Origin of the sequence: Nocardia sp. NPDC051570, assembly GCF_044454005.1 — a bacterium.
GTDB lineage: Bacteria > Actinomycetota > Actinomycetes > Mycobacteriales > Mycobacteriaceae > Nocardia.
On the sequence record NZ_JBITDI010000016.1, the window covers coordinates 1 to 21,452 of the forward strand.

The 21,452-nt window shown below is 65.9% G+C and carries 20 protein-coding genes, 1 tRNA gene and 1 pseudogene; 12 read left to right on the plus strand and 10 right to left on the minus strand.

The window, feature by feature from the left end:
- The first annotated feature begins 136 nt into the window (after positions 1–136).
- The 4 genes from ACIA76_RS32325 to ACIA76_RS32340 all read left to right on the plus strand — a co-directional run bounded on the left by ACIA76_RS32325 (position 137) and on the right by ACIA76_RS32340 (position 3,449).
- Complete coding sequence (locus ACIA76_RS32325) at positions 137–553, plus strand: hypothetical protein (protein WP_397157237.1); 417 nt, start codon at positions 137–139, stop codon at positions 551–553.
- Between the two features lie 128 nt (positions 554–681).
- Entirely contained in the window at positions 682–972 is a 291-nt protein-coding gene (locus ACIA76_RS32330; RefSeq protein ID WP_397157239.1) for a hypothetical protein, read from the plus strand.
- A 573-nt stretch (positions 973–1,545) separates the two neighbouring features.
- Positions 1,546–2,046, plus strand: coding sequence for an SET domain-containing protein (locus tag ACIA76_RS32335; protein ID WP_397157242.1), 501 nt, complete (start codon positions 1,546–1,548; stop codon positions 2,044–2,046).
- A gap of 86 nt (positions 2,047–2,132) precedes the next feature.
- Positions 2,133–3,449 carry a peptide ligase PGM1-related protein gene (locus ACIA76_RS32340; protein WP_397157244.1) on the plus strand — a complete coding sequence of 439 codons (1,317 nt, stop codon included), beginning with the start codon at positions 2,133–2,135 and terminating at the stop codon, positions 3,447–3,449.
- Here the strand turns inward: ACIA76_RS32340 and ACIA76_RS32345 are convergent.
- Positions 3,439–3,729, minus strand: coding sequence for a hypothetical protein (locus ACIA76_RS32345; RefSeq protein WP_397157246.1), 291 nt, complete (start codon positions 3,727–3,729; stop codon positions 3,439–3,441). The two genes, ACIA76_RS32340 and ACIA76_RS32345, sit on opposite strands and share 11 nt — an antisense overlap.
- Before the next feature lie 180 nt (positions 3,730–3,909).
- Here ACIA76_RS32345 and ACIA76_RS32350 point away from each other — a divergent pair.
- A pseudogene (locus tag ACIA76_RS32350) lies at positions 3,910–4,050 on the plus strand (recombinase family protein); the annotation flags it as partial.
- Between the two features lie 408 nt (positions 4,051–4,458).
- On the opposite strand, the gene ACIA76_RS32355 reads toward ACIA76_RS32350, so the two are convergent.
- From ACIA76_RS32355 to ACIA76_RS32375, 5 genes are all read right to left on the minus strand, one after another.
- A complete protein-coding gene (locus ACIA76_RS32355) occupies positions 4,459–4,779 on the minus strand; it encodes a hypothetical protein (RefSeq protein WP_397157248.1) in 321 nt (106 codons plus the stop codon).
- Between the two features lie 52 nt (positions 4,780–4,831).
- A tRNA-Val gene (locus tag ACIA76_RS32360) sits at positions 4,832–4,903 on the minus strand.
- A 51-nt stretch (positions 4,904–4,954) separates the two neighbouring features.
- Positions 4,955–5,419 carry a peroxiredoxin gene (locus ACIA76_RS32365; RefSeq protein WP_397157250.1) on the minus strand — a complete coding sequence of 155 codons (465 nt, stop codon included), beginning with the start codon at positions 5,417–5,419 and terminating at the stop codon, positions 4,955–4,957.
- 86 nt (positions 5,420–5,505) lie between these two features.
- Positions 5,506–5,928 (minus strand): DUF3052 domain-containing protein, encoded by a 423-nt coding sequence (locus ACIA76_RS32370; protein WP_397157251.1) that lies wholly within the window; start codon positions 5,926–5,928, stop codon positions 5,506–5,508.
- Positions 5,929–6,046: 118 nt separating this feature from the next.
- The gene (locus ACIA76_RS32375) at positions 6,047–6,607 is read right to left on the minus strand and encodes a hypothetical protein (RefSeq protein ID WP_397157253.1); all 561 of its coding nucleotides are present in this window, start codon (positions 6,605–6,607) and stop codon (positions 6,047–6,049) included.
- Between the two features lie 295 nt (positions 6,608–6,902).
- On the opposite strand from ACIA76_RS32375, the gene aceE reads away from it, so the two are divergent.
- The 6 genes from aceE (at position 6,903) to ACIA76_RS32405 (ending at position 15,534) form a co-directional block, all read left to right on the plus strand.
- On the plus strand, positions 6,903–9,758 hold the full coding sequence (gene aceE / locus ACIA76_RS32380; RefSeq protein ID WP_397157552.1) for a pyruvate dehydrogenase (acetyl-transferring), homodimeric type: 2,856 nt from the start codon (positions 6,903–6,905) through the stop codon (positions 9,756–9,758).
- 147 nt (positions 9,759–9,905) lie between these two features.
- A complete protein-coding gene (locus ACIA76_RS32385; protein WP_397157255.1) occupies positions 9,906–11,237 on the plus strand; it encodes a PucR family transcriptional regulator in 1,332 nt (443 codons plus the stop codon).
- A gap of 128 nt (positions 11,238–11,365) precedes the next feature.
- Positions 11,366–12,289, plus strand: a complete 924-nt coding sequence (locus tag ACIA76_RS32390; RefSeq protein ID WP_397157257.1) for an ACP S-malonyltransferase — start codon at positions 11,366–11,368, stop codon at positions 12,287–12,289.
- A 115-nt stretch (positions 12,290–12,404) separates the two neighbouring features.
- A complete protein-coding gene (gene acpM / locus ACIA76_RS32395; protein ID WP_397157259.1) occupies positions 12,405–12,707 on the plus strand; it encodes a meromycolate extension acyl carrier protein AcpM in 303 nt (100 codons plus the stop codon).
- 12 nt (positions 12,708–12,719) lie between these two features.
- Complete coding sequence (locus ACIA76_RS32400; RefSeq protein WP_397157261.1) at positions 12,720–13,970, plus strand: KasA/KasB family beta-ketoacyl-ACP synthase; 1,251 nt, start codon at positions 12,720–12,722, stop codon at positions 13,968–13,970.
- A gap of 133 nt (positions 13,971–14,103) precedes the next feature.
- The gene (locus tag ACIA76_RS32405) at positions 14,104–15,534 is read left to right on the plus strand and encodes an acyl-CoA carboxylase subunit beta (RefSeq protein ID WP_397157263.1); all 1,431 of its coding nucleotides are present in this window, start codon (positions 14,104–14,106) and stop codon (positions 15,532–15,534) included.
- Positions 15,535–15,603: 69 nt separating this feature from the next.
- Here the strand turns inward: ACIA76_RS32405 and ACIA76_RS32410 are convergent, their stop codons facing one another.
- The 3 genes from ACIA76_RS32410 to ACIA76_RS32420 form a co-directional block, all read right to left on the minus strand.
- The gene (locus ACIA76_RS32410; RefSeq protein WP_397157265.1) at positions 15,604–17,535 is read right to left on the minus strand and encodes a hypothetical protein; all 1,932 of its coding nucleotides are present in this window, start codon (positions 17,533–17,535) and stop codon (positions 15,604–15,606) included.
- Positions 17,511–18,044 (minus strand): DUF3145 domain-containing protein, encoded by a 534-nt coding sequence (locus ACIA76_RS32415; RefSeq protein ID WP_397157267.1) that lies wholly within the window; start codon positions 18,042–18,044, stop codon positions 17,511–17,513. The genes ACIA76_RS32410 and ACIA76_RS32415 overlap by 25 nt, the downstream gene beginning before the upstream one ends.
- Positions 18,045–18,138: 94 nt before the next feature.
- Positions 18,139–18,972, minus strand: a complete 834-nt coding sequence (locus ACIA76_RS32420; protein WP_397157269.1) for a serine hydrolase domain-containing protein — start codon at positions 18,970–18,972, stop codon at positions 18,139–18,141.
- A gap of 48 nt (positions 18,973–19,020) precedes the next feature.
- Between ACIA76_RS32420 and ACIA76_RS32425 the strand changes: the two genes are divergently transcribed.
- Positions 19,021–20,217, plus strand: a complete 1,197-nt coding sequence (locus ACIA76_RS32425; protein ID WP_397157271.1) for a serine hydrolase domain-containing protein — start codon at positions 19,021–19,023, stop codon at positions 20,215–20,217.
- 140 nt (positions 20,218–20,357) lie between these two features.
- Here ACIA76_RS32425 and ACIA76_RS32430 read toward each other — a convergent pair whose 3' ends face one another.
- Complete coding sequence (locus ACIA76_RS32430; RefSeq protein WP_397157554.1) at positions 20,358–21,407, minus strand: phosphotransferase family protein; 1,050 nt, start codon at positions 21,405–21,407, stop codon at positions 20,358–20,360.
- Between the last annotated feature and the right edge of the window lie 45 nt (positions 21,408–21,452).

The window sequence follows — 21,452 nt, forward strand, 5'->3', positions numbered from 1 at the left end:
CCTCGTGCTGGTCATGAAATATCGATCCGTATCTCGCCCCGCGTCAGGCCGATTTGCTCTGAACCAATGGACTCAACTCAGCCTGACACGCAGGGAATCCGCGAACGGCGGTTCGCACCCGCGTTATGGTCGACATGTGATTGTCGCGCTCGCGGTCGTCATTGCGTTCATCGCGGTCGAGCTGGTGTGGATTGCGCGACTGGTCCACGTCGGCAACCTCGACGCGCATGAGCTCGCGCTGAAAACGGCCGTGCCGGAACCGGAATCGGCACTCGACTGGCCGGATCTGCACCTCAAGGCCGTCGTCGCTCAGCCGGGCGGCCGGCTCGTCCTGGTCAGTGTGGATTGGCTCGCGCATCCGGGACAGTCGGCGACGCTGTTGCTCGCGCTGGACGAGGGCGACGTGCGGTCGCTGTCGTTGTTATCGGAGTGGTGCGCCGGCCACGCATCGGTATCGCCGTTGCGGTATCCGCCGCCGACCCGTCTGGTGCTGCGTAGGCGGCAGAGCCTGGAACGCGTGCACGCGCAGCTGCTCGCCGAGGACCTGCCGTAGGCGCGCCACAGCTGCTGTGACCCCTCATAGAAAGCCAGAAATCCCCTCTGGTGGCTGTTCACCGGAAATTACGATGATGCGACGATCGAGTAGATCGTTGCTGGTTCGAACGATTGGAAGGGATCCTGGTGAAACACAAGGTATTCGGCCGCTTGTTCGCTGCGGTAGCGGTGAGTGCGATGCTGACCGCCTCATTCGAGGCGACGGCGACCGCCCAAGCCGCGATGCCGATGCATCAGCAACCACCCTTCTCGGGTTCGGGAGGCGGGCCCGGCCCCACACCCGCGCCCGACACTCGCGATTGGCGCGGCCCCGATGCACCCGACAGGGATCGGCACTGCACCAGGGACGGCCACTGGCACAACGACGACAACGATCAGGCTGGTCACTTCGATCCGCAACACTGCCCCACGTGGTGACATCGATGACAAGCCGGTGAGTTCCACGCACCCTGCCTGACAGCTCCGACAGCAGAGGCACTCTGAATCCGCGGATTCAGAGTGCCTCTGCCTTACCGAGGGATGTGGAACGCCGCATCGAGCGGCGGTTGGAGTAGGAGTCTCTACCACAGAACCGATCCCGGCCGCATCCAACAACACCCCGGGGCAATTCCGTCCCGACTTGCCCCGCAACCGAACCCTTGCTGATCAGACCACCTCGCTCGGGATTCACAACTGTCACGATCAGCCTCCCCACCCGCTCGCCTAACCAAGTTTCGCAGAACGGGGATTGCTACGGAGCGAAATCCGACACTACGAGCACCACGGGTGCCAGCGGCGCGCCCGAATCATGTTCTGTCTGTGGATGATTCACGGGATCGCCTGCGATGTCCGGCAATCGGTTTCATGACCGCGCGGTCAACGGTGCCGGCGAGTGGAAGCCCTGAAAGGCAACATGATCGCTGATGAGCGCGACCGCACACAAGGCCGATCATCGGTATTGTCGATCTTCTTGCCCCACACATGCGCATCGCCACACCAGGACGGACGACGATGGTCGACAGCACCGCAGGAGTCGCGACGAATCCGCCGCTCGGCGGCACCGACCGGGCATCGCTCCTCGTCGACGGCACGCCTGGCAAGGGACGCGGAGTGTTCGCCGCTCGGCGCTGGCACACTGCCGGGCTGGTGATCAGCGCTCGAATCACCGCGATAAGTCCCCGGCGAACGACCTATTCGTTCCAGACCGGTATCGACACCCATTGCGACTTCGATGAACCCGCACGGTTGCTGAACCACTCCTGCCTGCCCAACCTCGGTATCCGCGACAACGCGGCCGGTGCTTTCGACTTCCTCGCCTTGCGTCCGATCGGCGTCGGAGACGAACTCACTTGGGACTACGCGAGTTCGGAGTATCACTCCATCGCCGTCCCGGCCTGCGCCTGCGGCGCACCGAGCTGCCGCGGCACGATTGTGGGCTACGCGGGATTGACCCCGGCCCAACGCCGCCGTCTCACCCACCTCGCGGGCTATCTCACCTCGCCGACGGACTGAAAGCTCTCGCACCCTCAATACCGGTGCTGGACAGGAAGACAGACACGATGCCGAAGGTAGTGCTCGCCAATCCGCACAGTCGCGCGATGACCGCCAGACCCGACGACCTGCCGCCGGACTCCTGGCTGGGCTGTTATGTCGAGGCCGCGCGCATGCTGTGGAGCCTGGACGCCGCCGACATCGCCGTGCTGCCCGGCTCGGTCGACAAGGAGTTCCTGTCCTACCTGACCACTGTGCTCGACATCCCCGGCGACGGCCCGATGGTGTTGAGCATGCAGGACTACCGTGGCATCGAGTGGAATCCGCAGGCCACCCCGGAACTGTTTGCCGCGGTGCGGGATCGGATCACCGACAGCGGCTTGGACCTCGACGACTGGACGGTGTCGTGTTACGTCCGCGACCGCGATATCGCCGCGTGGGAACGGCTACTGGGACTCGCCACCGATACCGCACTGTTCGCGCAGGATCTGGCCGCATTGATGAACAGCAAATCGGTGTTCCGCACCCTCGCGATCGCCACCGGTATCCCGGTACCGGAAGGGTATGTCGTCACTACCGGCGGTGAACTGCTCGACGCGGTCGTCGACCTGCTCGACCGGACCGGATCGGTCATCGTCAAACAAGACCAGAACTCCGGCGGCCTGGGCAACACTCTCATCACCACCGACCCCGCGCTCACCGGATGCGGAGTCCTGCACACCGTCGTCCTCGCCGGGACCAGTGATCGACGCGGCGAACTGTATCGAAAACTGCACGAGCACAACCTCCCTCACGGCGATGCGCTCGACCTGCCCGCCGGTGCGGCGCCCGCGAGGTTCATCGTCGAGGTCTACCAGCCCGCCACCCGCAGCCTGTCCAGCGAGCTCTCCATTCCCCGATCCGGCATGCCGATTCTGCGGAACTACGGCGAAATGCGGATGGCACCCCGCTGGACAGGCTTCGTGATTCCCCCGCAAGACCTTCCGGCCACCGTGCACGCCGAATTCGGAGCGGGCAGCCAGCAGATCGCGCTGCTGGCCCGACGCCTCGGCTACCACGGCCTGATCAACATCGACGCCATCCTCGGCCCCGATAACCGACTGTCCTACACCGAATTCAACGGCCGCGCAGGCGGAGCCACCAACCTCGACATCATCGCCCGCCGCCTACTCGGCGACGACTACCTAACCGGCCACGTCCTGCTGACCTGCATCGGCGTCCCCGCACCCCGCACCATCGCACTCCACGACCACCTCGAACACGCAGGCCTCCACTTCACCGCCGACCGCGGCTCGGGCGTGATCATCGCCGCCGACGACCCTGCCACCTCCCGCATCGAATACCTCGTCATCGGCCGCGACCACAACCACGCCCACCACCTCGAAACAGAACTACACACACTTCTCGCCGAACTCACCCACTGATCGATCCACCCACGCCTCTGGAACATCCGCTTCTGCAATACCGAACGTCGATCACGGTTTCGCCGTCACCGATCAGCCGATGCGCCACATGCCGGCCGATACCGTTGCAGCCCTCGATCGCCCAGACACGGTCCGGGAAACGCTGTGCCGCGGTGAGCATTTCACCGTAGCCGCAGGTGTCGGTACTGTAGCGGCCGGTTGCCAAAACCTTCGCGTGGTGGTCGATGACCTCGATGGTGGCCGAGCGCTTGTGCGGGTCCATTCCGATGATGACCGGCAAGACGGTGTTCTTTCCGCGTGCGAACGAGTAGGTGTCCGTGCGGGAAGGCACCGCTACTTCGAGCTGGGCACGCCCCTTTCAAGCCATGCCCCGCACGGCACCCGATGGGACGCAAGCCAATAGCGAGCCACACCAAACAAGACCGGGGACAGCCGACCCACCGGCCGGTGGCCGGTCGCGTGCCCGGTGTCCGCCACGACACTGCACCGGATGCTGAGCGACCCGTACTACCTCGACTACGTGATCTGGAAGGGACAGATCTACCCCGGCCGCCACGAACCCCTCATATCCCACGAACTCTTCGACCGCGTCCAGGACGTTCTCCGGCAACGCAGCGCCAACGGCAACCGCGACCGCATCCACAACCACTACCTCAAAGGCGCCCTCTTCTGCCGCCGCTGTCATCTCGACGGCGAAACCTCGCGACTCGTCTGCAGCGCACTGACCGGACGCAACCGAACCCGATACACCTACCTCGTCTGTCGCAGAAGCCAAGAGGGGCTGTGCAACCTGCCCGCGTTGCCGAGCGCGGCAGCAGAAGAAGCGATAGCCGAGCACTACCGCACACTGCGACTCCCAGCCGCCTTCGCCACCGAATCCCGAACCCTGCTCGAAGAACTCCTCGCAGACGAACAGACCACCACCCGCGAAATCCACGCCAGACTCAACCGGCAACTCGAGGAGATAGACAAGAAAGAAGACCGACTGGTCGATTTACTAGCCGATGACTCAATACCGCAGACCAAAGTCCGGATGAAGCTCATCACGCTGAAGAACGAACGCAAACGACTCGAAGCGGCGCAGGTCAACACCTCCGAGGAATTGACCATCGGCACCAGCATGCTCCGCCACGCACTCAACCTCATCGCCGATCCCTATGCCCTCTATCGAGACGCCGACCCGGAAGTCCGCCGACGCCTCAACGAAACGTTCTACCAACGTTTCTATCTGGACGATTTCTACATGGAAGAATCGGAGACCATGGCGCTGCAGATAACCGATGAAAAGACCCCGGTCTTCGCGGATCTCCACGCCGCGGCCGACAACCACGGCGACCTTCGAAACGCACCACCGGTCGGTGTTTCGAATAAGGCTCTCCGAGTGGGCGCAGAGGGGTTCGAACCCCCGACCGCTGGTGTGTAAAACCAGTGCTCTACCGCTGAGCTATACGCCCTGGAACCTCGGCCCGGGGGCGGAGGCGCCGGGTCCTGATGGACGCGGCGGTTTACGAATCTAACGCAGTGAGCGCTTTCTCCCAAGCCGCCTGGTCACGGGGCTCGCCGGGGGCGTTCATTTCGGCGAAGCGGACGATGCCGTCCTTGTCGATGACGAAGGTGCCGCGGTTGGGGTAGCCCGATTTGTCGTTGAAGACGCCGTAGGTCTGGGCCACCGCGCCGTGCGGCCAGAAGTCCGACAGCAGTGGGAAGGTGTAGCCCTGTTCGGCCGCCCAGATCTTGTGGGTGGGGGGCGGGCCGACGGAGACGGCGAGGATCTCGGCGTTGTCGTTCTGGAACTTCGGCAGCTCGTCGCGCACCTTGCACAGCTCGCCCTGGCAGATGCCGGTGAAAGCCAAGGGGTAGAACACGATCAGCACGTTCTTGTGCCCGCGGTAGTCGGACAGCCGCACGTCCTGATTGTTCTGATCCTTCAGCGTGAAATCCGGCGCGACCGTGCCCACTTCGAGCGGCATGCGCAGTCCTCCCTCTGTTCGTCGTGGCGACGTCCGCCGGGCGGCATCGCACGCGCCGCCCGGCGAAACCTTAGCCAAGACAGCGATCAGCGCTGCTTCGAGGGCGTCTTCGGCTGCGTCAGCTTGGTACCGGTCCATGTGCCCAGGCTCACGGGCGTGGTCGATGTCAGCCCCGCCGGGGTCGCCGATTCGGCGATCTCGCTGGGGTCGACATGACCATCCTGACCGGTCTTGGGAGTGAGCACCCACACCACGCCTTCCTCGGCGAGCGGTGTGATGACGTTCAACAGCTCATCGACCAGATCTCCGTCGCCGTCTCGCCACCACAGCAGCACGACGTCGACCACCTCGTCGGTGTCCTCGTCGAGCAACTCGGATCCGACGGTCTCCTCGATCTCGGCCCGCAGGGCGTCATCGGTGTCCTCATCCCAGCCCAGCTCTTGAACCACCATGTCGTGCGTAATGCCAAGCTTCTGAGCGTAGTTCTGCGCGTCCGCCGCGGCGACCACGGTGGTGTCCTCCTCAACTCCCGACAGTTAGGTCATTGCAAGCGAACATGGTTATCGCCCGCAACGCAAGCCGATCGGGCCAATTATGCATGGAAATGTCGCGCGGACATGGCGGAAATCAGCGCGCCGGACAGGCGTTGCGCACCGCGTTGAGCGCGTCGTTGACCCGTTTGCTGGCGTCGTTGAGCTGTCCGACCGGCGCGGTATAGGTCATCTTGCGGGCCTCGGCGGCCAACGCGCGGGCGGCACCGACGTAATCGGCGAACTTCTGCACCAGCTCCGGCGACAGCGCGTCGCCGGCGGCGCTCACCCTGCCCTCGACGGTCTTGGCCGCGTTCTCCAGGGTCTCCGCGGAGGCGTCACGCTTGGCGTCCTGATCGGGCGCGTTGTTGTCGTGCGCGTCGACGAAATCGTTGTACTTCGTGACCGCTACCCCGGTGGTGTCGCGGAACGGAGTGCAGTTGTCGCTCACGGCCTTCGCCTGCGCGGCCGCCCTCTGGGAGGAGGTGGCCGCCGCCGACGACGAGGACATCTCGGTCCGATACGCCGCGGCGTCCGCCTGGTTCACGGTGGCGGTACCGTGGACAGCGTTGGAACAACCCGCCACCACCAGTCCGGTGCCGACCGCGATGGTCGCGCACGTCAATCCGAACCCACGTGGGTTCAGCAGTTTCATCATCTCCCCGCTTCTCGATGCCTCGACGGTGTCCGATGGCGGCGCCTGCGGGATCGGACGTTGGTTGACGGGACGGCGCCGCCGGACCCGTCGCGACCGCCCGCGCCGCCTAGCGAACGGTACTGGATTTCAGACTGACATGATGACCGGGGACGCATCATCGACGAGGATGTGAGATGCGCCCCAACCGCAATCGACGGATAGCCTTCGCCTACCAGCGTGGCTACCCGGGGTTAGAGCCATCAGCTTGTCCACCCCTGTACGAGGAGCATTGATTTTGACAGACCTGATGCACCCGATGTCGTCGAGTTCCACCCCCAATGGTGCTGCCGCCGAAGCGGGCTCGCCCCGCACGAAGCCCGGCGCGCGCGTGCGGGTGATCCGTGAGGGTGTGGCGTCGTACCTACCGGACATCGATCCGGAAGAGACCGGCGAATGGCTGGAGTCCTTCGACGAGATGCTCGACCGCGAGGGCCCCGGCCGTGCACGCTATCTGATGCTGCGCCTGCTCGAGCGCGCCGGCGAGCGCCACGTCGCCATCCCCGCACTGACTTCGACGGATTACGTCAACACCATCCCCACCGAGAACGAGCCCTGGTTCCCCGGCGACGAGGAGGTCGAGCGCCGCTACCGCGCCTGGATCCGCTGGAACGCCGCGGTCATGGTGCACCGCGCGCAGCGGCCGGGAATCGGTGTGGGCGGCCATATCTCGACCTACGCCTCATCGGCGGCGCTGTACGAGGTCGGGTTCAACCACTTCTTCCGCGGCAAGGATCATTCCGGCGGCGGCGATCACATCTTCATCCAGGGGCACGCCTCCCCCGGCGTCTACGCCCGCGCGTTCCTGGAAGGTCGCCTGAGCGAGAATCAGCTCGACGGTTTCCGTCAGGAGTACAGCCACGGCGGCCCCGGCCGCGGCCTGTCGTCCTATCCGCATCCGCGCCTGATGCCCGACTTCTGGGAATTCCCCACGGTCTCCATGGGTTTGGGGCCGATGAACGCGATCTACCAGGCGCGGTTCAACCACTACCTGCACGACCGCGGCATCACCGACACCTCCGATCAGCATGTGTGGGCCTTCCTCGGCGACGGCGAGATGGACGAGCCGGAATCGCGCGGGCTGATCCAGGTGGCGGCCAACGAGGCACTGGACAACCTGACCTTCGTCGTCAACTGCAATCTGCAGCGCCTCGACGGCCCGGTTCGCGGTAACGGCAAGATCATCCAGGAGCTGGAGTCGTTCTTCCGCGGCGCGGGCTGGAACGTGATCAAGGTGATCTGGGGCCGCGAGTGGGACGCGCTGCTGTCCGCCGATCGCGACGGCGCGCTGGTGAATCTGATGAACTCCACCCCCGACGGCGACTACCAGACCTACAAGGCCAATGACGGCGCCTACGTGCGCGAGCACTTCTTCGGCCGCGATCCGCGCACCAAGGAACTGGTGAAAGGGCTGTCGGACCAACAGATCTGGAACCTCAAGCGCGGCGGCCACGACTACCGCAAGATCTACGCCGCCTACGCCGCGGCGCTGGCGCATCAGGGCCAGCCGACGGTCATCCTGGCCAAAACCATCAAGGGTTACGGCCTGGGCAAGCATTTCGAGGCCCGCAACGCCACGCATCAGATGAAGAAGATGACGCTGGAGGACCTCAAGGCGTTCCGCGACGTGCAGCGGATTCCGATCACCGATGCGCAATTGGAGGCGGATCCGAAGCTGCCGCCGTACTATCACCCCGGCAAGGACGACCCGGCGATCCAGTACCTGCAGGACCGCCGCCGCACCCTGGGCGGTTTCCTGCCCGAACGTCGCTCTGTGGCAAAGCCTCTGCAACTGCCCGGCGATGAGCCCTACCGCTCGGTCCGCAAGGGTTCGGGCAAGCAGAACGTGGCCACCACGATGGCCTTCGTGCGATTGATGAAGGAGCTGTTGCGCGACAAGGAGATCGGTAAGCGGATCGTCCCGATCATCCCGGACGAGGCCCGCACCTTCGGCATGGACTCGTGGTTCCCTTCGTTGAAGATCTACAACCGCAACGGCCAGTTGTACACATCGGTCGACGCGGAGTTGATGCTTGCCTACAAAGAGAGTCAAGTGGGGCAGATCCTGCACGAGGGCATCAACGAGGCCGGTTCGACGGCCTCCTACACCGCGGCCGGCACCTCCTATGCCACGCACGGCGAGCCGATGATCCCGCTCTACATCTTCTACTCGATGTTCGGCTTCCAGCGCACCGGCGACGGCCTGTGGGCCGCGGCGGATCAGCTGGCACGCGGATTCATCCTCGGGGCAACCGCCGGGCGAACCACACTGACCGGTGAGGGCCTGCAGCACAACGACGGTCACTCACTGCTGCTGGCCTCCACGAATCCGGCCATGGTGGCCTACGATCCGGCGTTCGCCTTCGAGATCGCCCATATCGTGCGCGACGGCCTGCGCCGGATGTACGGGGGCGGGCGGCCCGCGCCCGAATCGACCGCGCTGCCGGGGACTCATCCGGTCATGAAGAACGACGCCTTCGGCGGCGAGAACGTCAGCTACTACATCACCCTGTACAACGAGCCGTACCCGCAACCGGCCGAACCGGACGACGTCGATGTCGAGGGCCTGCTCAAGGGCATATATCTCTACAGGCGCGGAGGTGCCGGCGAGGTGCGCGCGCAGATCCTGGTCGCGGGCGTGACCGTGCCCGACGGCCTGCGGGCCCAGGAGCTGCTGGCCGGGTGGGGCGTGCAGGCCGATGTGTGGTCGGTGACCTCGTGGAGCGAATTGCGAAAAGAGGCCCTGGCCAAGGAGATCACCAACCTCCGCAATCCCGCCACCGACGCGGGCACCGCCTATGTCACCCAGGCGCTCTCGCGGGCCCAGGGCCCGTTCGTCGCAGCCTCGGACTGGATGCGCTCGGTACCGGACCAGATCCGCAAATGGGTGCCCGGCGACTACACCACCCTCGGCACCGACGGATTCGGCTTCTCCGACACCCGTCCGGCGGCCCGGCGCGTATTCAACGTCGACGCCCAGTCGATCGTGGTCGCCGCGCTCGAGGCCCTGGCCCGTACCGGGAAGATCGACCAGGCCACCGTCGCCGAGGCCGCGGCCCGCTACCGCATCGACGATGTGGACGCGGCCCCGAAGTCCGACAGCGGCGAGGAATAGCCGGCATGAGACATATGGGCGTGTCCCGGCGAAAAGTGTGCCGGGAACATGTGGGGGCCGCGGCCCGCCCACATGGACATTCGAGACCCGCGGCGCGCCCATATGCGGGGGGTCTATGGCGGCGGAACCACCGCAAGGGAACATTGCATGGTGGAACGTAAACCGCCGCGGCCTCGGCGGATCTCCGAGGGCTCGTCCGAACACGAGGTCTATCTGCCGACCGGGGCGCTGTCCCCCAATCGCCAGACCCGAGATCCATTGCCGGACACCCTGCTCAAGCGGGTACGGCAGCTGTCGGGGCGGCTGTCGACCGAGGCCATCACCTCGATGGAGGATCGGCTGCCGTTCTTCGGCGATCTGGATGCCGCCCAGCGGGCCGGCGTGCAGATGCTGGTGCAGACCGCGGTGGTGAACTTCCTGGAGTGGCTGCAGGATCCCGAAAGCGATATCCGCTTCAGCCTCGACGCCTTCCAGGTGATCCCGCAGGATCTGGCCCGGCGGCTCACGCTGCGCCAGACCGTGGACATGGTCCGGGTCGCGATGGAGTTCTTCGAACAGTGGCTGCCCGCGCTGGCCCGTAACGACCGGCAGCTGGTCGCGCTGACCGAGGCGGTGCTGCGCTACGGCCGCGAACTCGGTTTCGCCGCCGCCTCGGTCTACGCCAGCGCCGCCGAATCGCGCGGCGCCTGGGACACCCGGCTCGAGGCGCTGGTCGTCGACGCCGTGGTACGCGGCGATACCGGGCCCGAAATGCTTTCCCGCGCAGCGACTTTGAACTGGGACGCCACCGCGCCCGCGACGGTGCTGATCGGCACGCCGGTCAACGATCAGGTGGCGGTGGTCGGTTCGGTGCACACCATCGCCGCCCGGCACGGCAACGCGGCGCTGGCCGTCGTGCAGGGTTCGCGGCTGGTCATGGTCGTCAGCGGCCATCTCGGCGATGCCGGCTATCCCTCGCCGTTCCTGGCCGAACTGCTCGCCGCGGCCTTCCACGACGGGCCCGTGGTGATCGGCCCGACCACCCGGACCCTGTCGGCCGCGCATATCAGCGCGGTCGAGGCGATGGCCGGTATGGAGGCGGTCGTCGGCTGGCGCGGCGCGCCACGCCCGGTGCACGCCTCGGAACTTCTGCCCGAACGCGCGCTGCTCGGCGATCGCGCTGCGGTGGACGCTCTCAACGAGTATCTTGTGCTACCGTTGGCCGCCGCTGGATCGGCCCTGTCGGACACTCTCGACGCCTATCTGGATTGCGGCGGAGCCGTCGAGACGTGCGCGCGGCAGCTGTACGTTCATCCAAATACGGTCAGGTACCGGCTCAAGCGTATCGGCGACATCACCGGCCGCGATCCTATGAATCCCCGGGATGCATACGTACTCAGAATCGCCGCAACAGTGGGTCGATTGACACGAATGCGTAACGAATCGCCCACAACCGCCACAGAAGACCCGTCGGACACCTTTTACGAAGATCGCGTGTAACGCCGACCCGCAACCGGTCGATCGGGACGACTCACATGCCGTTTTGTGGGGTAGTCACAAAAGCGGTCCTCGAGCTTCATTCGCGTCGACATCTCCGAATCGAGGGTCGACAGTGTTTTGTTAGAGGCGTGATCGCGTTGTTCGCCCCTGGACAGGGCTCTCAGACCCCCGGCATGCTCGCGCCTTGGCTCGATCTTCCCGGCGCGCGTGACCGTCTCGACCTCTGGTCGCAGGCATGTGGCCTGGACCTGCTGCGGCTGGGCACCACTGCCACCGCGGAAGAGATCACCGATACGGCGGTGACTCAACCCTTGGTTGTCGCCGCGGCGCTGCTGGCGTTCGCGGAAATCCCCTCGGAAGCACTTCCGAGGGATACGATCGTCGCCGGACACTCGGTGGGCGAACTTGCCGCCGCTGCGGTCGCCGGAGTCATCTCCGCAGATGACGCCGTGCGGCTGGCCGGGATCCGCGGTGCGGAGATGGCCAGGGCGTGCGCGTTGGAACCGACCGGAATGTCCGCCGTGCTCGGCGGTGACGAAGCCGCCGTGCTCGGCCGACTCGCCGAGCTCGAACTGATTCCGGCCAATCGCAACGCGGTCGGCCAGATCGTGGCGGCAGGTCGGCTCGATGCGTTGGCGGAACTGGCGGACAACCCGCCGGAGAAGGCGCGCATTCGCGCGCTGCCCGTCGCCGGAGCGTTCCACACCGCGTTCATGGCGCCCGCTCAGGATGCTGTGACCGAGGCCATCTCTCGGATCGTTCCCGGCGAGCCGACCCGCGTACTCCTGTCGAACTTCGACGGTAGGCCGGTCGACTCGGGCAAGGATGCCATCGGGAAGCTCGCCGCACAGGTGACCCGGCCCGTCCGGTGGGATCTGTGCACCGAGACCGTTCGCGCGGCACGGGTCTGTGCGGTGGCCGAACTGCCACCGGCCGGAACCCTGGTCGGTATCGCCAAGCGGGAGCTGAAGGGCACGCCCAATCTGGCGCTCAAGGCGCCGGAGGATATCGCTGCGTTGGCGGAGTTGTCGACAGTCTCGGCAACCAGCTAGCTTTCGTCGGGTTCGCAACGATGCGGATCCGGCGGAGCCGGACGGAAACAAAAGTCCGGCTCATAACGAAAAGAAGACCGGACCCCCCGAGAAGTAACAAGAAGGGAGCCACGAAGTGGCCGCTCTGACCCAGGAACAGATCGTCGAAGAACTTTCGAAGATCATCGAAGAGGTAACGGGTATCGAACCGTCCGAGGTGACTCCGGAGAAGTCCTTCGTCGACGACCTGGACATCGACTCGCTGTCGATGGTCGAGATCGCGGTGCAGACCGAGGACAAGTACGGCGTCAAGATCCCGGACGAGGACCTCGCGAGCCTGAAGACCGTCGGCGACGCCGTCGCCTACATCCAGAAGCTCGAGGCCGAGAACGCCGACGCGGCCGCGGAGCTCAAGGCCAAGTTCGGCCAGGGCGAGTAAGGGCCCGATACCGTGACCACTCCTTCCACTTTGAACGGGAACTTCCCCAACGTCGTCGTAACTAGCCTGGCGGCGACCACGTCGATCGCGGGTGACGTCGATGCGACGTGGAAGGGACTCCTCAACGGCGAGAGCGGTATCGATACGCTCGAGGATTCCTTCATCGAGGAATACGACCTGCCGGTCCGCATCGGCGGTCACCTCAAGGTCAACCCGGACACCCTGCTGACCCGGGTCGAAATCCGTCGCATGGCGTATGTCGAGCGGCTCGCGACCGTCCTCGGTCGCGAGGTGTGGAAAAACGCCGGCAGCCCGGAGGTCGATCCCGAGCGGCTCGGTGTCGCTATCGGTACCGGACTCGGCGGTGGCGACGCCCTCGTCGATTCGGTCGACAAGCTGAAGACCGGTGGCTATCGCAAGATCTCGCCGCTGGCCGTTCAGATGGTCATGCCGAACGGTCCTTCCGCCGTCGTGGGCCTGGAACTGCACGCCCGGGCGGGAGTGGTCACGCCGGTGTCGGCATGTTCCTCGGGTTCCGAGGCCATCGCCAACGCCTGGCGGATGATCGTCATGGGTGACGCCGATATGGTCGTCACCGGCGGTGTCGAGGGTTATATCGACTCCGTGCCGATCGCGGCATTCTCCATGATGCGCGCGATGAGCACCCGCAACGACGATCCGAAGGCCGCCTCGCGGCCGTTCGACTCCGACCGCGACGGTTTCGTCTTCGGCGAGGCCGGTGCGCTGATGGTCGTCGAAACAGAGGAGCACGCCAAGGCGCGCGGTGCCACCATCCATGCACGTCTGCTGGGTGCGGGCATCACCTCCGACGGCTTCCACCTGGTCGCCCCCGATCCCGAGGGCACCGGCGCGGCGCGCGCCATGAAGCGCGCGATGCAGACCGCGGGGCTGGCGGCCAAGGACGTCACCCACGTGAACGCGCATGCGACCGCCACTCCGATCGGAGATACGGCGGAAGCGAACGCGATTCACAAGGCCGGCGTCCAGCACGCCTCGGTCTACGCGCCCAAGTCCGCCCTGGGCCACTCGATCGGCGCCGTCGGCGCTCTCGAGTCGGTGCTCACCGTGCTCAGCATTCGGGACGGCATCGTGCCGCCCACGCTGAACCTGGCGAACCAGGATCCGGAGATCGATCTCGATGTCGTGCACGGTGAGGCTCGCCGTCAGGACATCGAGTACGCGATCAACAACTCGTTCGGTTTCGGTGGGCACAATGTCGCGCTCGCCTTCGGCCGGTACTGATCGCCCGGTACACGTCGACAAGATAAGCGAACCGGTGGGGTTTTCCAATCGCCCTGACTACGAAAACCCCACCCGGAGCAACGACATTCGCAGCCGCGTCAGCGACTCCACATCCACGCGAGGAGATTACGCGATGACCATCATGGCCCCCGCTTCGGCGGACGCCACGACCGATCCCCGTGATCCGCTGGGTCGGTTGCAGCGCTTCTTCGATCCCGGAACCGTTCTCCCGCTTCATCCTCGCGACCGCTCCGGCGTACTGGCCGCCATCGGCGAGATCGATGGCGTGCGCACCGTCGCCTACTGCTCCGACGCCACCGTGATGGGCGGCGCCATGGGTGTGGAGGGTTGCCGGCACATCGTCGACGCGATCGATACCGCGATCGACTCCAAGATTCCCGTGGTCGGCATCTGGCACTCCGGCGGCGCTCGCCTGGCCGAGGGTGTCGAATCGCTGCATGCGGTCGGTGAGGTCTTCGAGGCCATGGTGCGCGCCTCGGGCCTGGTCCCCCAGATCTCCGTGGTGGTCGGCTTCGCCGCCGGCGGCGCGGCCTACGGCCCGGCGCTCACCGATATCGTGATCATGGCCCCCGAGGGCCGTATCTTCGTCACCGGCCCGGACGTCGTCCGCTCGGTCACCGGTGAGAACGTCGATATGGCCACGCTGGGCGGGCCGGTCACGCACGGCAAGAAGTCCGGCGTCAGCCACATCACCGCCGACGACGAGGCCGATGCCATGCATCGCGCCCGCCGGCTGGTGTCGATGTTCGCCGAACAGGGCGAGTTCGATATGGTCGCCGCCTCGCACGGCGATGTCGATCTGCAGGCCATGCTGCCCGCATCGGCCAAGCGTGCCTACAACGTCAAGCCGATCATCAACGAGCTGCTCGACAACGTCGATGGAGAATCCTCCTTCGAGGAGCTGCAGGGCGGCTACGCCCGCTCGATGGTGACCGGTATCGGCCGCCTGGCCGGGCGCACCGTCGGTGTGCTGGCCAACAACCCGCTGCATCTGGGCGGCTGCCTGGATTCCGAAAGTGCCGAGAAGGCAGCGCGTTTCGTGCGGCTGTGCAACTCCTTCGGCATCCCGCTGGTCGTCGTCACCGATGTGCCCGGCTATCTGCCCGGCGTGGGCATGGAGTGGGAGGGCGTGGTGCGCCGCGGCGCGAAGCTGCTGCATGCCTTCGCCGAGGCCCGCGTCCCCCGCGTGACCCTGGTGACCCGCAAGATCTACGGCGGCGCCTATATCGCCATGAACGCCCGTTCGCTCGGCGCGACCGCGGTGTACGCGTGGCCGGGCTCCGAGGTCGCCGTCATGGGCGCCAAGGCGGCCGTGACGATCCTGCACAAGAAGGCCCTGGCCGCGGCCCCCGAGGACGAGCGCGAGGCCCTGCTCGAGCGCCTGACCGCCGAACACGAACAGATCGCGGGCGGCGTCGGCCGCGCCCTGTCGATCGGCGTGGTGGACGAGGTCATCGACCCGGCCAAGACCCGGTCGATCATCGCGGCCGCCCTGGCCTCGGCCCCGGCGAAGCCCTCGCACAACAAGAACATTCCGCTGTAAGCGGTTGTGCCACAAGGGCGGGCGGCCTTCGGGCCGCCCGCCCTTTTCGGTAGTGCGGTGTATCCGGTCCTACTTCGCTTCCAGTTCGGTCGTGTTGCCATCGACGGTGAGCTCGATCTGGTTTCCGCCCTCGTCCCACTTGTCGTAGTCCAACTTCGCGGAGCCGCCGGACTTCACGTCGATGCCTTCCTTGCTGAACTCCCGCGTCTCCTTCTTCTGGGTGTCGGCGCGCTGGATCTCGAGGCCCAGCTCCTCCGCCACGCCCGATTTGCTCGCGTCGACGATGAGGGCATCGTGGTCCGACGGAAGCGCGACACTGATCTCGCCGCCATCGCCGACGGCCGCCCGCTTCGCGGTGACGGTGTAGTCGGCATTCTCGTAACTCGCGCCGATCTCGATATCCGGGGTCTGGGCATCGGTGGACTTGTAGGCCACCTTCAGGCCGTCACCCGGAATCTCGATCGTCGATTTCGAGGACGAGGTGAGGTTGACATTGCCCACCCAGACCTCGTACGCGTCGCCGATGACACTCACAGCGGTCGTATCCGACCCCTCGATCCCGGTACCGTCGGCGACGATGGTGTAACGGCCACCCGCGGGCAGTTGGTACTTGGGTTCGATGCGCTCCTTCGAGTCATCGGCGCGAATATCGATGTATTCCGCACCCTCGATGGTGGGCTTGATTCGCTGGCCGTTGACGAAACCGATCTGTCCACCCTTTTCGTCGGTGATCAGCAGGTGCCCATGGTTGACCGGGTCACCCTCGAGAGAGATGTCGACCGTCTTACCTGGAGCGTTGCCGGTGGTCCCATGGGCGCTGTGCGCGATGTGGGAGAAGACCTGTTTTCCTTGAGCCGGGCCGACAGGAGACAGTTCCAGTGTCCGCGTTCCCGCGTCGCCATCGTAATCACTGGCCGCATCGTTCGGATTGGCCGCTGTCGTGTACTTCCAGTTGTTCGCCGCGTCGACCGTGATGTAGCGGACCTGGCGGGGAAAGTTGTTGTCGTAGATCAGGATGCGCCGCGTGTTGTCGGGCATCTTCTCGACGCCGATCGGGGTCACCTCGTGGCCACCGCTCATGTCACGCTTGTAGAAGCCGAGGGTGTAGGACTCGGACAGATTCGGACTCTGCGAATTCTGAGCATCTGCATTCTGCTTCAGCGACTGCACGAGTTTGTCGACGATCTCGTTCGGGGCGCCCTTGATCATCGCCTGCTTGACCGGGCCCAGATACTGTCCGATGAACTGTCGGGCGATCAGCTCCTGCACGGGGGCATTACGGGAGAACCGTATATCCGCGGTCTTGTTCAGGAAGAATTGCCCCAGTGCGCGATAGTCTCTCACGTTCTCCCGTCCTGCCCACAACAGCAGGCTGGCACCCGCCATGCCGTAGCAATGCCCGCCATTCATGCTGTCGTTCCAGTTCTCCATCCACCTGTTGACCTGCGGCTTGGGGAAGCACTCCCCATTGGCGACATAGCTGCATATCCCGTCCCCGAACAGGCGGTACATGGAGCTCAGGGTCAGGTTGGTCACCGGCCGGTCGAAGTAGCTCGACGGGTTATTGGTGTAGTTCTGGAATTGGAAGCCATCGATACCCGGCCGGAAGCCGCTGGCCGCCTGCAACTCCCCGGTCACCTGGTAGTCGGACGCAGCGATTTCCTGGGCATTCGGATCGGCCGAATCGGCGTGCACGGCACCGCCGGTGAACACGGTGACCGTGGACGTCAATAGAGCCGTCGTCGCTGCGAATCTGGCGAATCTCAATTCAACCTCCGTAGCTGATGGGCACTCTGCGGATGATTCGCCCATCGACCTCCGACATCGGGCGAATGCAAGAAATCGGACAGATGCATGATGTACCATCCGTGGCGCAGGACACGTCAACAACGGCTGGCCCGGTGATTCGGGGAGCTCCGGGTGGCACTTCCGCGACTCACCGAAGCCGGTCGGACCCAGCGGAATTCGAACCCCGACTAACCCACATCGCGGCGTAGCCAAGTGACCTCGGCGCCCTCGCCATCGCTGCGGTACGGCTCGAGTTCGTCGTCCCAGGCGGTTCCCAGCGCGTAATCGATCTCGGCGGCGATCTCGGCCGCGGTCTGGCGGCCGCGTTCGCGGGCGGCGCGGACGATCGCGCGCAGGCGCATCTCGCCCACCGTCACATCGCCGTTCGCACTCGTCGCGCCGCACCACAGGCCCAGGGCGGGAACGAAACTGAAACGCTCGCCGTCGACGCCCTCGCTGGGATCCTCGGTGACCTCGAAACGCAATACCGGCCAGGCCCGCAACGCGTTGGCAATCCGGGCGCCGGTGCCGACCGGGCCGACCCAGTCGGTGATCGCGCGCAGCTGTCCCGAGGCCGCCGGCTGCGATGTCCAGCGCAGGGAGGCGGGGGATTTCAACGTCGAGGACAGCGTCCACTCGATATGCGGGCATAGCGCCGCTGGCGACGAATGAATGTACACGACACCACAGGTCGCGTCCGCGAACTGATTCGATGCGCGCACAAGTACACCTCCGGACTCGACGTGTGCCGTCTTCCCCAACGACCCGTCGAGCTGGCGTGGCCCGAGCTTACTGGAGTGTCCCGAGTTACGGGTGTTACTTTTCGACCGTGTTGTATGACGGAGTGATCTCGGCGATGACCGCATCGCTGAGCGGTGGCCACACCGCGCGCGCCCAATCGCCGAAGTTCTCGTCGCTCAGCGCCACACAGGCCACCTCGATCTCGGGATCCACCCACAGGAACGTGCCGGACTGGCCGAAATGGCCGTAGCTGCGCGGTGAGTTCGCCGCGCCGGTCCAATGGGGAGTCTTGTGATCACGGATCTCGAACCCCAGACCCCAATCGTTGGGGCGCTGCGAGCCGTACCCCGGCAGCACGCCGTTGGTCCCCGGGAATTGCACCGAGGTGGCATCGGACAGCGTCTGCTCGGACAGCAGTGTGGGGTGCAGCAACTCCTGCGCGAATTGCAGCATATCGGTCAGCGAGGATCGTGCGGCATGTCCGGCCGAACCGTTCAGAACCGAGGATTTCATACCGAGCGGCTCGAATACGGCCTCCTGCAGATAGTCCTCGAAGGCGATGCCGGTCTGCTCGGAGACATAGCGCGTGAGCACCTCGAAGCCCGCGCTGGAGTAGATCCGGCGCGCGCCGGGCTCGGCCATGATCACGGTGGTGTCGAAGGCCAGTCCCGAGGTGTGCGCGAGTAGATGCCGCACCGTGGAACCGGGCGGACCGGCCGGCTGGTCGAGTTCAATCGCGCCCTCCTCGACCGCGACCAGAACCGCGTAGGCCGCAAGGGGTTTCGTCACCGAGGCGAGCGCGAACACCCGTTCGGCGTCCCCCTCGGTCCCGGCCACTCCCCGCGGGGTCACCACACCCGCCGCGGCATGCCGAACCGGCCACTCCCGAATCTGCTCCAATGCTCGCACGGTCACGAGCCTACGACCCCGCGCCCGGCCGCTACCATCGAGACCGTTATGACTGCGCTCCCCACGATCCACGGCGAGGTGGACACCGGCTTCGGCCCGGTCGCCGACGCGTTCCGCCGCAACTTCGACCGCCACGGCGAGATCGGCGCGGCGGTGGCTGTCTATGCCGGGGATCGCCCGGTGGTGGATCTGTGGGCCGGACACCGCGATCGCGCGCGCACCCTGGCCTGGGAGCGCGACACCATGGCGCCGGTGTTCTCCTCCACGAAGGGGATCGCCGCCTTCGTGCTCGCGCACGCCGTCTCGCGCGGGCTATTGGACTACGAGGCGCCGGTCGCGCGGTACTGGCCCGAATTCGGTTCGCGCGGTAAGGAATCGATCACCGTGCGGCAGCTGATCGATCATCAGGCCGGGCTGCCGGAGCTGGATCGCGTGGTGCGGCTACGGGATTTCGGCGATCTGGACGCGCTCGCGGAGATCCTGGCGGCGCAGAAACCGTTGTGGCGTCCGGGAACTCGGCACGGCTATCACCCCATCACCGTGGGCCTGTATCAGGGCGAGCTCATCCGCCGGGTGGATCCGTCGCATCGCACGCTCGGCCGGATGTTCGCCGAGGAGTTCGCGACGCCGCTCGGACTGGACTTCTTCATCGGACTGCCCGAGAGCGAGTCGCTGGACCGGATCGCCACCCTGTCGGCCACCACCGGACTGGACATCCTGCGCTACGAGCGAGATGTGCCGCTGCGCATCGGCGTTCAGATGTACGCCCGACGCGGATCGACCTATCGGGCGCTGAACAGCCCCCGCCTCGGCGCGGCCGCGCGAGCGACCCGGCGCGAATACCTCGGGGTCGAACATCCCGGTACGGGCGGAGTCGGCACCGCCCGCGCGCTGGCCCAGGTGTACGGCGCCGCGGCCGCGCAGACGGGCGCGCTGCCTATCGACGAGCGCGTCCTGGATCTGCTGGCGACCGCCGAGACCGCCGACGATGTGCCCGCCGAGGATCTGATCCTGCTGACCCGCAGCCGATATCATCTGGGCTTCCGAAAGTCGCGCGGCAGCTTTCAATTCGGCTCCGACCGGCGCGCCTACGGCACCACCGGACTGGGCGGCTCGGTCGGATTCGCCGATCCCGGTACGGGACTGGGCTTCGGCTACACCCCGAACCGCCTCGGCGTGGCGATCCTCGACGACGCGCGGGCCCGAAACCTGCACCGGGCCATGGTGCGCTGCGCTCAGGCCTGAATGTCGTGCAGGTGATGGACCAGGTCGTGCAGGAAATAGTGGGCCATCGAGTCGACGGTGAACAGCGAGCCGTTGCTGCGCCGAGCGGCCCGCTCGCGATCGGCCCATAAAGAAACAGGCCAATCCTCGCCGAGATGCGGTCACTCGATCAGCCGGTGCGCCCGCTCGAACAGCTCCAGGGTGATCGCATGCAGGAAGTCGCCGACCTGCTTGGGCGCCTTCCCCGCGAAGGCGCGGGCGTGGGTGCCCTCGAGCACGATGCCGAGCTTGAAACAGGCCAGCACGGTGTACCACGCGACATTGCTCAGATCACGCTCGGAGAAGCGTCCGTAGTGGGCCGTCATCTCCTGTGCCGTGGGCAGTCCGCCCACCGCGCCGAGCTTGCCGATCAGCGCGGCGCCGGTGCTGCCCGGTTCCGGCCGGGTGGCGATCTGCCAGCCCAGATCCAGCAGCGGATCGCCGATGGTCGACATCTCCCAGTCGACCATGGCCGCCACCTGCGGGCCGTCGTAGGCGAACATCATGTTCGCCAGATGGCAGTCGCCGTGCAGAATTCCAGGTGTCCACCGCACGGGGCGATGGCGTTCGAGCCAGTCGCCGACCCGATCCACCCCGGGGATCTCGGGACCGGGATAGCCCTCGTTCGCGCCGTAGGAGTCGAGTTCGGCCAGCCAGCGCGGCACCTGCCGCTCCAGGAAGCCGTCGGGCTTGCCGTAATCGGACAGGCCCAGCGCCCGGTAGTCGACCGCACCGAGGCGCGCGATGGCCTCGACCGCCGACAGGCCCATCCGCCGCCGGATCTCGGGATCACCCGCATGCAGTTCGGGCAGTTCGTTGGCCGGATTGAAGCCGTGGACCGGTTCCATCAGATAGAACACCGCGCCGAGCACCGACTCGTCGGGGCAGGCGGCGATCACCCCGGGCGCGCGCACGCCGGTCCCGTCCAGCGCGGCGAGCAGGCGGGCCTCGCGGCGGATCACCTCGTTGCTCTTGGCGCGCAGATGTTTCGGGCCGCGCCGCAGCACATAGTCGCGGCCGCCGCGGGTGAAGCGCACCATGATGTTCTGGGTGCCGCCGCCGAGCGTGGTCACCTCCTCGAACTCGCCTGCGGGCAGGCCCTGCTCGTCCATCCATGCGCCGACGATCGCGAAATCCACCACATCCCGCGACACCGCGGCCGGTTGCACCACAGACATGTCCCACATTGTGCACCACGATCGCGTCACAACTGCGGG

Bases quoted from the DNA above. Each gene is read 5' to 3' on its own strand.
- ACIA76_RS32335 (WP_397157242.1), top strand. From the start codon at position 1,546: ATGGTCGACAGCACCGCAGGAGTCGCGACGAATCCGCCGCTCGGCGGC.
- ACIA76_RS32340 (WP_397157244.1), top strand. From the start codon at position 2,133: ATGACCGCCAGACCCGACGACCTGCCGCCGGACTCCTGGCTGGGCTGT.
- ACIA76_RS32365 (WP_397157250.1), bottom strand. From the start codon at position 5,419: ATGCCGCTCGAAGTGGGCACGGTCGCGCCGGATTTCACGCTGAAGGAT.
- ACIA76_RS32375 (WP_397157253.1), bottom strand. From the start codon at position 6,607: ATGATGAAACTGCTGAACCCACGTGGGTTCGGATTGACGTGCGCGACC.
- aceE (WP_397157552.1), top strand. From the start codon at position 6,903: ATGTCGTCGAGTTCCACCCCCAATGGTGCTGCCGCCGAAGCGGGCTCG.
- ACIA76_RS32385 (WP_397157255.1), top strand. From the start codon at position 9,906: ATGGTGGAACGTAAACCGCCGCGGCCTCGGCGGATCTCCGAGGGCTCG.
- ACIA76_RS32405 (WP_397157263.1), top strand. From the start codon at position 14,104: ATGACCATCATGGCCCCCGCTTCGGCGGACGCCACGACCGATCCCCGT.
- ACIA76_RS32425 (WP_397157271.1), top strand. From the start codon at position 19,021: ATGACTGCGCTCCCCACGATCCACGGCGAGGTGGACACCGGCTTCGGC.